Origin of the sequence: Sutterella sp. KLE1602 (assembly GCF_001578585.1) — a bacterium.
GTDB lineage: Bacteria > Pseudomonadota > Gammaproteobacteria > Burkholderiales > Burkholderiaceae_F > Sutterella > Sutterella wadsworthensis_A.
The window spans coordinates 17,858-29,977 of the sequence record NZ_KQ968486.1 but is presented as its reverse complement, the minus strand read 5'-3'; the positions used below and the strand labels follow the sequence as shown (position 1 = coordinate 29,977).

Annotated in this window: 10 protein-coding genes; 6 read left to right on the top strand and 4 right to left on the bottom strand. The window is 62.8% G+C overall.

Annotated elements, in window-relative coordinates; all coding sequences use genetic code 11:
- Positions 1–106 precede the first annotated feature (106 nt).
- Positions 107–1,972, bottom strand: coding sequence for an AMP-dependent synthetase/ligase (locus HMPREF3036_RS00970; RefSeq protein ID WP_062330857.1), 1,866 nt, complete (start codon positions 1,970–1,972; stop codon positions 107–109).
- Positions 1,973–3,719: 1,747 nt separating this feature from the next.
- On the opposite strand from HMPREF3036_RS00970, the gene HMPREF3036_RS00960 reads away from it, so the two are divergent.
- Genes HMPREF3036_RS00960 through HMPREF3036_RS00950 form a run of 3 tightly spaced genes read left to right on the top strand, consistent with a single transcriptional unit; the run spans position 3,720 to position 6,739 of the window.
- Positions 3,720–5,744, top strand: a complete 2,025-nt coding sequence (locus tag HMPREF3036_RS00960) for a ribonucleoside triphosphate reductase (protein WP_038006118.1) — start codon at positions 3,720–3,722, stop codon at positions 5,742–5,744.
- Between the two features lie 44 nt (positions 5,745–5,788).
- A complete protein-coding gene (gene nrdD, locus HMPREF3036_RS12425) occupies positions 5,789–5,986 on the top strand; it encodes an anaerobic ribonucleoside-triphosphate reductase (RefSeq protein ID WP_005432977.1) in 198 nt (65 codons plus the stop codon).
- A 9-nt stretch (positions 5,987–5,995) separates the two neighbouring features.
- Positions 5,996–6,739 carry an anaerobic ribonucleoside-triphosphate reductase activating protein gene (locus tag HMPREF3036_RS00950; protein WP_062330852.1) on the top strand — a complete coding sequence of 248 codons (744 nt, stop codon included), beginning with the start codon at positions 5,996–5,998 and terminating at the stop codon, positions 6,737–6,739.
- Between the two features lie 140 nt (positions 6,740–6,879).
- Here the strand turns inward: HMPREF3036_RS00950 and HMPREF3036_RS00945 are convergent, their stop codons facing one another.
- Complete coding sequence (locus HMPREF3036_RS00945) at positions 6,880–7,179, bottom strand: HU family DNA-binding protein (RefSeq protein ID WP_062330849.1); 300 nt, start codon at positions 7,177–7,179, stop codon at positions 6,880–6,882.
- A 146-nt stretch (positions 7,180–7,325) separates the two neighbouring features.
- Here HMPREF3036_RS00945 and HMPREF3036_RS11775 point away from each other — a divergent pair, with 146 nt between their 5' ends.
- Positions 7,326–7,502, top strand: a complete 177-nt coding sequence (locus HMPREF3036_RS11775) for a hypothetical protein (protein WP_156469702.1) — start codon at positions 7,326–7,328, stop codon at positions 7,500–7,502.
- A 419-nt stretch (positions 7,503–7,921) separates the two neighbouring features.
- On the opposite strand, the gene HMPREF3036_RS00940 is transcribed toward HMPREF3036_RS11775, so the two are convergent.
- Positions 7,922–8,977, bottom strand: a complete 1,056-nt coding sequence (locus tag HMPREF3036_RS00940; RefSeq protein WP_062330846.1) for a tetratricopeptide repeat protein — start codon at positions 8,975–8,977, stop codon at positions 7,922–7,924.
- An 18-nt stretch (positions 8,978–8,995) separates the two neighbouring features.
- Positions 8,996–9,562, bottom strand: a complete 567-nt coding sequence (locus HMPREF3036_RS00935; RefSeq protein ID WP_062330843.1) for a hypothetical protein — start codon at positions 9,560–9,562, stop codon at positions 8,996–8,998.
- 144 nt (positions 9,563–9,706) lie between these two features.
- Between HMPREF3036_RS00935 and HMPREF3036_RS00930 the strand changes: the two genes are divergently transcribed.
- Entirely contained in the window at positions 9,707–10,201 is a 495-nt protein-coding gene (locus HMPREF3036_RS00930; RefSeq protein ID WP_062330840.1) for a hypothetical protein, read from the top strand.
- Between the two features lie 661 nt (positions 10,202–10,862).
- A complete protein-coding gene (locus HMPREF3036_RS00925; RefSeq protein ID WP_082897303.1) occupies positions 10,863–12,095 on the top strand; it encodes an MFS transporter in 1,233 nt (410 codons plus the stop codon).
- Positions 12,096–12,120: the final 25 nt, after the last annotated feature.

Genomic DNA, 12,120 nt, shown 5'->3' with positions numbered 1-12,120 from the left:
GCGGATAAAGTAATCGGGGTATACCCTAGTATCCGTAAAAAGTTCCCCTCAGGCTGAAAAATGCCGCCCGACGGCGGGGCGTCTGGGCGGCATCGGAAGGCGGGGATCAGCGCTTGACGAGGGTGTCGTAGAGCGCGTTGATTTCGGCCGTGTAGCGTTGGCGGATGAGGTTTCGCTTCATCTTGAGCGTGGGCGTGAGGAGCCCGTTGTCGATCGTCCACGCGTCGAGCGTGCAGTGGACCTGACGCGGCACGCCGTAGTTCGGGAAGCCCGCGGTGGCGGTCTTGATGCGCTTGAGGGCGGCCTTGCGGAAGGCGGGGTCCTGAAGCGACTCGGGCTTGGTGGGATCGAGGCCGAGCTCGCCGCAGACCGTCTTGAACTCGTCGGGATTGACGACCGCGACGGCGGCGATGAACGGACGGTCGTCGCCCACGACCATGCACTGCGAGAAGAGGCGGTCGGAGGTGATGGCGGACTCGAGGTCGGCGGGCGGCACCTTTTCGCCGGTGCTCGTCACGATGATCTCCTTGATTCGGCCCGTGATGCGGATGTTGCCGTCGGGGTAGATCGTGCAGACGTCGCCCGTGCGCAGCCACCCGTCCTCGGTGAAGATGGCCTTGGTGGCCTCCTCGCGGTTCCAGTAGCCCTTCATGACTGTGGGACCGCGGACCTGGAGCTCGTCGCCCTCGCCGAGGCGGACCTCGATGTTGGGCAGGGCGGGGCCGACGGTGTTCGGGTGGTTGTGGCCGACCTTGTTCACCGAGATGATCGGGGAGGTCTCGGTCATGCCGTAGCCCTGATAGATGGGCACGCCGAGCGCGAAGAAGGTGCGCGCGACGGCGGGGCTCAGGGCTGCGCCGCCCGAGATGTAGAGGTGGATGCGGTCGCCGAAGACGGCGCGCAGCTGGCTGCCGACCTTCTTGTCGAGGAAGCCTGCGACGAAGGGGTCGAGCCAGGCGCGGGAGGACGACTCGACGGGCAGGCCGTTCTCGCGGCAGAAGCGGCGCCAGCCCACTTCGACGGCCCAGTCGAAGAGGTAGCGGACGAACTTGGACTTCTTGGCGAGGCCGTCCTGCAGCTTCGCGTAGATCATTTCATAGACGCGCGGCACGGACATGAGGACCGTGGGGCGGATCTCGCGGAAGTCGGCCTGCAGGTTCGCGATGGAGCGGTTGAAGGCGGTGGTGTAGCCCAGACCGAGCGCGAGGTAGTAGGAGGTCGTGCGTTCGAAGGTGTGCGAGAGCGGCAGGAACGAGAGGAAGGTCTCGTGACCGCTCGGCTGCAGGTTCTTGAGCACGCCCTGGATGTTCGAGATGACGTTGCGGTGCGTGAGCATCACGCCCTTGGGGTTGCCCGTGGTGCCCGAGGTGTAGACGAGCGCGGCGAGGTCGGTGGCCTTGGGAGCCTCCTTGGGCAGCTGGCTCGTTTCGCCGAGCTTGAGGAAGGTCTCCTTGGTCATGACGGGAATCGGCGCCTCCAGATCGTCGCAGTCCTTGTCGTCGGTGATGACGACGAGGCGGATCTCGGGCGTCTCGGCGGCCTCGCGGATCTGCTTCCACTTGAGGAGCTTGTTGGTCACGAGGACCTTGGCACCGGAGTCGTTCAGGATGAAGGCGGAGGACTTCGGCGTGTCGATGGCGTGCAGCGGCACCGGCACGAGCGTGTTCGAGAGCGCGGAGAGGTCGAAGAAGACCGCTTCGGGGCAGTTGGGCAGGAGCATCGCCACGCGGTCGCCGCGAACGAGTTCGGAGCGCGCCGCGAAGGCATGGCGCCAGGCGTGGACCTGATCGTAGACGTTCTTGAAGGTGAGATCCTTCCAGGACTTGGACGCATTGTCGTAGACCTTGTAGGCAACGTCGTCGGGCCTGACGGTCAGGTGATGCGTCAAGAGTTCGGGAAGCGTCGTAAGGACGTCAAGCGCCTTGATGCGTTCAAGGCCGTCGTCCGCAAGGTTCTGGGGATTGGAGCTCACTGTTAATAGTCCTAGTTCGAATCGGGGGGGGCGTCGTCCGCTCAAATCCCGCCCGGAGGGTGCTCGGGCGGACGGAGGCCGGCTGCCTGACTATGTCTTGTCAGTATCCGGGACCGGAAGCGTGCTTCCGGCGCAAATAATGAATGATAAGACAAGCCCCCTGCATTTGTGGTCAGGGTCATCCGTGCGGATGATGCACGGGAGATTTGGATGGGAAAAGAAAAAGTTATACGGGTTACGTATTTATACGTAGAAAATGACGCCTTTGAACACCACTAGTGGTGCTCATATTTTTTCGAAAATCGTATGAAGCCGTCGTTTAAAGAGCCTGCAAGCCGCCTTGGAAGCCGTTTTCAGAATATTTGCAACCTGAGGTAAATGCGAGTAACTTTATCTCCAAGTAAGAAAACAAAAGTTCATTGCTCCTCCTCAAACGCAGATTGACGATGTGGTTGGTCCTGCCTCGTTAACACTCCGCGTTCCTCTGCTAGGGGGCTGATTGGAATTGAAAGGGAGTTCCGATCAGCCCCTTTAGTTTATCCGCGCTTCGCACTTGATTTCCTTCCTGTGCCTCTCCTGCAGGCGTTTCGGAGCCGTGCTGCTTCGCGGCGCGCCTTTTTGCATCCTCGTCCTCCTCTCTCCCGCACCTTCCGTGCCGTCGCGCACTGCCGCGCGGGCGGCGTTCGCCCTTCGTGCGCCCCTCATGCAGGCCTCATGCACGCCCGGTGCGCTTCCAGTGAAGGACCTGAGCATCTCCGCACCCTCCATGCCCCTCTCTTCATTTACGCGCCCTCACGCGCGACGTCGAACGCTTCGTTCCCTCACTCCGTCCTCCGACGACGCCGCAGGGGCGCGCATGATCCTGAGAGGGAGACACCCGACGTGCGGGCGCAGCCTCCCGCTATGAAAAAGGGTGGGAGACGATCGGGCCCAGGGGGCCGTTCAGGGTGAAATCCCGGGCCGAAGACGGGCGCGGGCGGTTGAAAAATGCGCCGAATAAGTGTAAACGCGCCCGTGCAATTTGACTTTTGTCATTGTTTCGTGCGTTTTTTTGGGCAGAAAATACCTGAAATCGAGCCTTTTTTCGGGTTTTCCCCGTCTTCGGGGACATTTGGCATAGGCAGGGTCTTGTAAGTAAAGATACGCAGATTTTGGGCTGAACCGAAGTGAGTCGAATGAGACAAAGTGACTAGACGGGGTGGAGCGGCCCGGACCGGGGGAGAGGGCGGAAAAAAGGGCAAAAAAAACCCGCAACAAGTGTGTTGCGGGTGAAAAAACTGTCAAGGCATACTTGCTTGCATCGGAAAGACAACGCTGATCTTGCCGATGCAGCCCCTCGGACGCCGAAGACAGGAGTCCGACGAATTCTGCGGATGCTCTCTACGCACAAACAAGAGATCCGGTTAGGCAGAACCGTCTGACTAAGCCCTATTCTACTCATAAGGCACTCTCTATGCACTAGGTAAATCACCTATTGGGCCGACGGGCACTCCGCACGTCCTCTCCGCATGTACTGACAATCCTTTGCCCGCAGGCGTTCCGGCGCTTTAGGGGCGTCTTCTCGGGCGCCGCCGGTAGCCCGGGATCCCCCGAATGGAGGGGTGCGGTTCCGTATTCTCTTTGCTATAGTCATTAGACCCGTTCTGCGCGGCACCACTACAGCTCGTGGTTCGGCGGGGTGAGACATACTATATATAGTGTTTGAACGTGTTTCGCCCGAAGTGACAGGAAAAGAATGGAGAAGCAAATGGAGATTTGTGAACGGTTCGCCGGCAAGCACATCGTCAAGCGAAACGGCAGCGTGAAGCCCTTCGACGTCACGAAGATCGTTAGCGCCGTCACGCGCGCGGGCAAGGCGACGGGCGAGTTCGGCGAAGCCAAGGCCCTTGATCTCGTCTGCGCGTACGTGCTGCCGCGTCTGGACGAGAAGTCGACGCTGTGCATCGAACTTGTTCAGGACGCCGTCGAGCACGCGCTCTTCGAGGCGGGCTGCTTCAAGACGCTCCGCGCCTACATCGTCTACCGCGAGACCCGCACGAAGGCTCGCGACGCCAAGCAGAGCTGGGTCAACGTCGAAAGCTCCATCAACGAATACCTCGACCAGATCGACTGGCGCGTCAACGCGAACGCCAACCAGGGCTATTCGCTCGGCGGCCTCATCCTGAACGTCTCCGGCAAGGTGATGGCCAACTACTGGCTCAACTTCATCTATCCGGCCGAGGTGGGCCGCGCGCACCGCGAGGCCGACCTGCACATCCACGACCTTGACATGCTCTCGGGCTACTGCGCGGGCTGGTCTCTGAGGACGCTCCTCAACGAGGGCCTCAACGGCGTGGCCGGCAAGGTCGAGGCCGCGGCGCCGAAGCACCTTTCGTCCGCCACGGGTCAGATCGTCAACTTCCTCGGCACGATGCAGAACGAGTGGGCGGGCGCCCAGGCGTTCTCGAGCTTCGACACGTATCTCGCGCCCTTCATCAGGAAGGACAACCTGCCCTACGCCGAAGTGCTCCAGTGCATGCAGGAGCTCATCTACAACCTGAACGTGCCGAGCCGCTGGGGCACGCAGACGCCGTTCACGAACCTCACGTTCGACTGGACGTGTCCCGAGGACCTGCGCGCCGAGCATCCGATGATCGGCGGCGAGACGATGCCGTTCACCTACGGCGAGCTGCAGGCCGAGATGGACATGATCAACAGGGCCTACATCGAGGTGATGCTCAAGGGCGATGCGAAGGGACGCGTGTTCACGTTCCCGATTCCGACCTACAACATCACGCCTGACTTCGACTGGGACAGCCCCAATGCGATGAGGCTCTTCGACATGACGGCGCGCTACGGTCTGCCGTACTTCCAGAACTTCATCAACTCCGAGCTCAAGCCCAACATGATCCGCTCGATGTGCTGCCGCCTGCAGCTCGACCTGCGCGAGCTGCTCAAGCGCGGCAACGGCCTCTTCGGCTCCGCGGAGCAGACGGGCTCGCTCGGCGTGGTGACGGTCAACTGCGCGCGTCTGGGCTTCCTCTTCAAGGATGACGAGGAGGGGCTTCTGCGTCGCCTCGACTATCTGCTCGAGCTTGCGAAGACGAGCCTCGAGATCAAGCGCAAGGTCATCCAGCGCCACATCGACCAGGGTCTCTTCCCGTACACGAAGCGCTATCTCGGCACGTTGCGCAATCACTTCTCGACGATCGGCGTCAACGGCATCAACGAGATGATCCGCAACTTCACGAGCGACAGGGAGGACATCACGACGGACTGGGGCCATGCCTTTGCGCTGCGCCTGCTCGACCATGTTCGCGCCCGCCTCGTCGAGTTCCAGGAGGAGACGGACCACATGTACAACCTCGAGGCGACGCCGGCCGAGGGCACGACCTACCGCTTCGCCAAGGAGGACCGCAAGCGCTTCCCCGGCATCCTGCAGGCGGGCACGCCCGCGAATCCGTACTACACGAACTCCTCGCAGCTGCCCGTCAACTTCACGGACGACCCGTTCGAGGCGCTCGAGCGTCAGGACGACCTGCAACGCAAGTACACGGGCGGCACGGTGCTCCACCTCTACATGAACGAGGCGGTCTCCTCGCCCGAGGCCTGCCGCGACCTCGTGCGCCGTACGCTCACGCGCTTCCGCCTGCCATACATCACGGTGACGCCGACGTTCTCGATCTGTCCCAAGCACGGTTATCTCTCGGGCCGCCATGACTTCTGCCCGAAGTGCGACGCCGAGCTGCTGGCGAAGAAGCGCGCGAAGGCCGCAAGGGAGGAGGCCTCCTGAGGGGGCTCCGAAGGAAAACAACTTTTTTATCAGGAGTCACGAAAATGACCAACGAAGTCAAGAAGGACGTTGAACTCACGAATGAAGAGCGCCAGCCCTGCGAAGTCTGGACCCGCGTGATGGGCTACCACCGTCCGGTGCAGTCATTCAACACCGGCAAGAAGGGCGAGTTCGCCGAACGCGTCTGCTTCACGGAAAAGCGCGCGGCCGAACACGACTGCAAGTGCAGGAAGGCCGAATAAGGCCGCGGCATGAACGGTCATGACCGAAACGGGCCCGCGGCTTCGGAACTGAAGCTCGCGGGCCTCACGCCCTTTACGACCATCGACTTTCCGGGCAGACTCTCGGCGGTGGCGTTCGTGCAGGGCTGTCCCTGGCGGTGCGTCTACTGCCAGAACAGCTGGATGCAGCAGAGGAGCTTCGATCCCGGGCTCGAGCATTCGTCCTGGGAGGAGTTGGAGTCTCTTCTGAAGCGGCGCCACGGACTTCTCGACGGCGTCGTCTTCTCGGGCGGCGAGCCCTGCCTCGATCCTGCGCTCCCCGCCGCCGTGCGGGCTGTGAAGGAGATGGGGTACGAGGTCGGCCTGCACACGGGCGGTAGCTACCCCGCGAGGCTCGCCGAGGTGCTCCCCGACCTCTCCTGGGTGGGGCTCGACGTCAAGGCGGTGCCCGCCGACGGCGCTCACTGGGCGAAGGTGACGGGCGTTGAGAGCGCGCAGGACAAGTGGACCGAGAGCCTTGGGCTGCTTCTCGCTTCGGGCGTTCCCTTCGAGTGCCGCACGACGGCGCATCCCGACTACTTCAGCGAGGCGCAGCTTCTGGAGACGGCCGCCTTTCTTCAGGCGCGCAACGTGAAGGACTATGCGCTCCAGATCTGCCGCAAGCCGCCGGGACTCATCGCAAGGTTCGGCGCCGTGGATCCCGCATGGCCCTCCGAACCCGTGCTTGAGAAGCTCCGCTCGGGATTCGAGCGCTTCACGCTCAGGCGGGACTGAGCCAAGGCCGTCAAATGGGGCAATACCCCCTGTCTGAAGACAGAGGTTTCCGCGCCGAGTTTCTATGAAAAAAGGACCGCGACGCAGTGTGTGACGCGGTCCTTCTTCAACTCAGACGGAAGGCTTGGAGAGCCCTGCCGTCATTCCTCGTCCTTGATGCCCTCGTACTTGTTGACGATTTCCCTGAAGTACGTGCCGGCGACGAACTTCGGCTTGCGAACCGCCGGAATGCGGATGGCTTCGCCCGTGGCGGGGTTGCGGCCCGTGCGGGGAGCGCTTTCAACGGCACGGAAGCTGCCGAAGCCGATGAGAGTCACGGAATCGCCCATCGTAACGGCGGACATGATTTCTTCAAAAACGCTCACGACGACACGGTCAGCTTCAGCTTTGGAAATGTTGTTGCGTGCGGCAATGCGGTCAACGAGGTCGAAACGATTCATTTGAACACTCCTGGTGGATCTGCCCGCCCCCGTCAGTTGAAAGGGATGTGGCTGCGGGGACGAAGAATATTTTTGGGGGTTGCGTTGAAGAATCAGGGGAGTGCCTGAAAACGACAAAAGGGCGAAAATGCCGCTCCTAGAGGCGAATGAAAGATCCCGTGATTTCGCATGCCAAGCATTTTAGCGATGCGGACTCCAAAGGTAAACCCAAGCAAAAACCCTGCCCTGCAGCGAAAGACAGGAAATTGTCCCTCGAGGGGGGCGATTTTATTGGTGAAGGTGTTTCGCAACCTGTTGCAGGGCAAGGGGATTTTTGTATATGACCTTGCAACGCCTATGGCACAGGGAAGTTGGGGGAGGTGATCCCGTACGCCGCTGCATAGGTGAAAACACTCGATCTGTTCCGGGACGCACTCGAGAAAAGCTCGGGAGGCTTCGCCTTGAAGTGTCGTTAGGGTAAATCCCATGCTACTTCAGGGGTAGAAAAAAGTGTTAAGAGGGAGGCGAAACTTGATCCCGCATGCCGTCGGGCAGGCAAAAGCCCCGGGAGAGCGGTTTGGAGGCATTGAGAGGGAGAGCGGACGGTGGCAGAATGAATCTGTCGGCCGATGCCGGCGAAGCAATGCGGAGTCATGTCCGTCATCCATATGCTTTTGGTTGTTGAGGTCAGATCCCTGTCCTGCAGGGATTCTGACCTTTTTTTACGCAGGCAGGGAGGGCCTTGTGCAGCACCGGGCGGCTTTCAGCGGCTCTGGCGGGGGATGAGGGTCTCGACGAGGACCCTAGGGGTTTTCGAGATCATCACAAGGCGGGTGGCGCGGGCCTTCTCGCTTCGGGTGAGCATGCGCTCGAGTGCGGTGAGCGTGGTCGCGGCGCCCGCGTCGTGGAGCCTGGCGGCGCACTTGAGGAGCGTGTAGGCATTGAAGCGGTTCATGTCGAGGGCCGAGCCCGTCAGGAAGAAGTCGGCGAGGGTGGTGAGGGCCTGCGTGCTGCCGTTTTCGGCGGCGCGGCACGTCCAGCGGACGGCCTCGCGCAGGTCGACCCTGCCGCCCCTGCCCGCCCAGTAGTGGACGCCGAGGCGGTACTGCGCCTCGACGACGCCCGAAAGGGCGGCTTCGGTGAGCCATCGGGCGGCTTCCTCGGGATCGGCGCCAGCCCAGCCTCGGCGCTGGTGAAGGCGGGCGAGTTCGTACTGGGCCTGAGGGTCGCGCCCCTGGGCGGCGGCCTTGAGCCATCTGGCGGCCTCGTCGTTGTCGGCGCGGGCGCCGCGTCCGTCCCTGAGCATGAGGCCCGCCTCGCGCTGGGAGGCGGTGTGTCCCTTGGCGCCCGCGATTCGGTACCAGTAGAGTGCGTCCCTGTCGGATGCGGGGCGTCCGAGCCCCATGCGGCAGAGTCGGGCGAGGTCGGCGGCCGCGCCTGCGCTGCCCAGATAGGCGGCTTCCTCAAGGAGCTTCGCGCCTTCGGCGGGATCCGCATCCAGCCCCTGGCCGCGCAGCATGACGACGCCGAGCAGGTGAAGGGCCTCGGGGAGCTTTCGGGCGGCGGCCTTCCTGAGGAGCGAGAGCGCACGGCGGTTCTTGCGGCTGTCGGGCGCGTCGGTGAGAAGGCGGCGGGCGAATTCGGTCTGTGCGGCGGGATTGCCGCGGCGGGCGTCCTCCTCGAGGCGGATGAGCTGGGCCATTGCCTCCTCGCCCGTGAGGGGCCTGCGCCTCACGATGCCGCCGAGCAGGTCGAGCACGTAGTCCTCGGCCTTTTCAGGGGCGGGAATCGGAAAGCGCGGGTCGGGACGCTTGGGCATGCGGAAGTGAGGAGGGCCTTATTCGGCCTTTCTGGTCTCGACGGGGAGCGGCTCCACCACCACCTTGTCGGACCCTTCGGGCACGCGCAGGACGACGCCCTGACTTTCGGCACGCTCGGCGCCGGGGAGCATCTTGTCGAGGCCCGTGAGCTGGATGGCCATCGCGATTGAGATGGAGACCATGGAGTAGATCACCCAGCAACCGCCTGCGAAGATCGTCACGCGGCCGAGGCGCTCGCGGGGATAGTCGCTGCCGAAGAGCTCGCGCACGTAGCCGATCTGCTTCCAGCCGGTCGTGACCATCCAGCTCGCCCAGGTGACGACGAGGAAGTAGAGGCCGCCGAACTGCATGAAGGGCTCGTTCTGGAAAAAGGCCTGCATGATGACGAAGACGAAAAGGAGCCAGAGCGTCGTGCGCACCCACATGCGCGAGGCGCGGGCGCGGCCGTGTTCGCCGAGCGCGTCCCAGTTGCGCGCCTGAAGCAGGGCGCCGAAGATCGGCGTGAAGAGGAGCGCGAGAACGCAGGCGGCGGTCGGATTGTAGAGGGCAGGGCGGTTCGCGGCCCCGGACTTGTTCTTGGACATGGTCGGCGTACTGGAAATGGGTTGTTTTCGGAAGCGGGTTCGGAAGTGGAGAATTGTACGCGCAAACGGGTTGGGCTACGGTCAGTGGGTGTAACCTATCGTCATTGAGATCCATATATGAGGAGAAGGATGGAAGCACGAATTTTGAAAAAGGTGAAAAGGCGCGCCGCCCTGTGCGCGACCTGTGCCGCGGCCTCGCTGCTCGCCGCCTGCTCGAGCACTCAGGAGGCGGCCCCTGAGGAACCCTCCTACCGAAGCCCCTATCAGTCCTACAGGTCGCTGTGCGTCGTGCCCGCCGAGGAGCATTCCGCCTCGTTCGATCTGACGCTCGCGCGCATGCTCCGCGACCGCGGCTTCGAACCCGAGCTCCTCGAGACGGGCGACCTGCCGTCGGTGCGCCGCTGCCGGGGCATCGTCACCTTCTCGACGGGCAGGACCCTGAGACCCTTTGAGGCCCCCGCCTCCATGTCGCTCACCTTCCTCGACGCCTACACGGGCGAGACCTACCACGTGGCGGCCTCCCGTGCAAAGGGCGGCGCGGGACACGCGCTCTTTGCCGATGCGCCCTTCTCGGATCCCGCTCAGATGATCAGGCAGCTCGTGGAGAGACTGTTTCCAGAGCGCACCGATCATGAGTAAGGGTTTCCACAGAATGAGGGCGGGCGCTCGCCTTCATGCATGCCCCGGCATGTGGTCCGAGACATACCTCGGTTGGGGTAGAAGGACATCCTTGGGAATATCCCTAACCGAGATGTAAACAGGTGAAATTACCTGATTGTCGTCAAAAGAAGCGCGGAATTGGGGTGCGGAGTCGGCCTAAAGGAGTAGAAATTCCGCCGAAAATCACTAAAATTTGCGTGCAGTTGAACGGAACCAACCGTTCGACTCAGGCGAATGAGGCCGGATCAGGCGGCTTCAGACGCAGGCGGCATCGGCGCTTACATCGGGGGATGTGCAAAGGAGCGCCACGACCAGATGCTGCCGGACCATCGGCAGTCCGTGACTGCCCGACGGCCCGCAGCCGGCATGACTCTCCGGTTGCGGCGGCCGCCTGTGAAGGGATGGAGGAACGTCGGGAAGACCAGCCCGTGCGAACCTCCGGAGCGCCCGAAAGGGCATGCCCCCTTTCACTTTTCACGGATCTTACGGGAGCGTTCGACCAGACGCTCCCTTTTCTTTTGGGCTCGCCAAAAGGTTCGGGCTGTTCAGGACTTCCGCCCGGGCGTATCATTGTCGAGTCCGCTTCCCCTCGGCGGCAGGACGAAGAAGAACAGCCAGAAACCCACAACGGAGATCCGACGTGCCTGATACACAAGCGATCCAAGCCCACTGGAAGACGACGCTCGTCATCCTGACCCTGAGCGCGGTTCTGATGTCGCTCAGCTACACGATGCTCATTCCCTTTCTGCCGATGTACCTCATCGAGGAGCTCGGCGTCGAGCAGTCGCGGGCGAATTTCTGGAGCGGTCTCGTCTTTTCGGTCTCCTTTCTGATTTCAGGCGTCATGGCCCCGATCTGGGGCGCCATGGCCGACAAACGCTCGCGCAAGCTCATGGCGCTGCGCGCTGCAATCCTCCTCGCCGTCTCCTATGCGCTGGGCGGCATCGTCCAGAACGAGTGGCAACTGCTGGCCATGCGTTGCTTCCAGGGTTTCGCCTCGGGCCTCTGGCCCGCCTGCCTCGCGATCATGGCGAGCACCGTGCCGCGCGAGCGCATCGGTCTGGCCATGGGCATCATGCAGGGCGGAATGACTGCGGGCGGCGTTCTCGGGCCCTTCTTCGGCGGGGCGCTCGCAGAGCTCTTCTCGATGCGCATGACCTTCTTCATCGGCGGCGCCGCACTTGCCGTCATCACGCTCCTCATCCTCTTCTTCATCCACGAGCCTCCGAGAAAGGAGCAGAAGAAGGCGGCCGCCGCGCGCGAGAAGACCAGCCTCCTCAAGATTCCCGTCGTGCAGCGCATGCTCCTGTGCGCGGGCGTCGTGCAACTCACGATCCTCCTGCAGCAGCCCGTCATGCCGATGTACATCGGCGAGCTCCAGGGCAGCATGGACCGCATCGTCTTCGTGACCGGCATCGTCTTCTCCGTGGTCGGCGTTTCGGGCGTGATCGCCTCGCCCCTCTGGGGCGTCATCGGCCAGAAGTGGGGATACCGCCCCGCGCTCTACACGGCGCTTGCGGGCACGGCCTGCTTCGGCATGATCCAGGCGATTCCCGACACGCTCGTGCCGTTCGCCGTCTGGCGCTTCATCGGCGGCCTCACCTTCGCGGGCATCTTCCCCGCCATCAACGCCGTCCTCACGATGAGCACGCCGCCCGAGGACCGCGGCCGCATCTTCGGCCTCTCCTACGCGGCACAGCAGGTCGGCAGCGTGATCGGCCCGCTCGTGGGCGGCGGCATGGCCATGTACCTGCCGCTCAAGTCCGTCATCTTCCTCGGCGGTTTCATTCTCCTGCCGCTTGTCATCTTCCTCTGGTACATGCGTCCGAAGAACGAGGAGAACTCGCACGGCAGTCCCGCCCAGCTGCGCTAGTCCCGCAGGGCATCGCTTTTGGGAG

Coding starts and splice junctions, on each gene's coding strand:
- HMPREF3036_RS00935 (WP_062330843.1), bottom strand. CDS start 9,562: ATGTCCAAGAACAAGTCCGGGGCCGCGAACCGCCCTGCCCTCTACAAT.
- HMPREF3036_RS00940 (WP_062330846.1), bottom strand. CDS start 8,977: ATGCCCAAGCGTCCCGACCCGCGCTTTCCGATTCCCGCCCCTGAAAAG.
- HMPREF3036_RS00950 (WP_062330852.1), top strand. CDS start 5,996: ATGAACGGTCATGACCGAAACGGGCCCGCGGCTTCGGAACTGAAGCTC.
- nrdD (WP_005432977.1), top strand. CDS start 5,789: ATGACCAACGAAGTCAAGAAGGACGTTGAACTCACGAATGAAGAGCGC.
- HMPREF3036_RS00960 (WP_038006118.1), top strand. CDS start 3,720: ATGGAGATTTGTGAACGGTTCGCCGGCAAGCACATCGTCAAGCGAAAC.
- HMPREF3036_RS00945 (WP_062330849.1), bottom strand. CDS start 7,179: ATGAATCGTTTCGACCTCGTTGACCGCATTGCCGCACGCAACAACATT.
- HMPREF3036_RS11775 (WP_156469702.1), top strand. CDS start 7,326: ATGAAAGATCCCGTGATTTCGCATGCCAAGCATTTTAGCGATGCGGAC.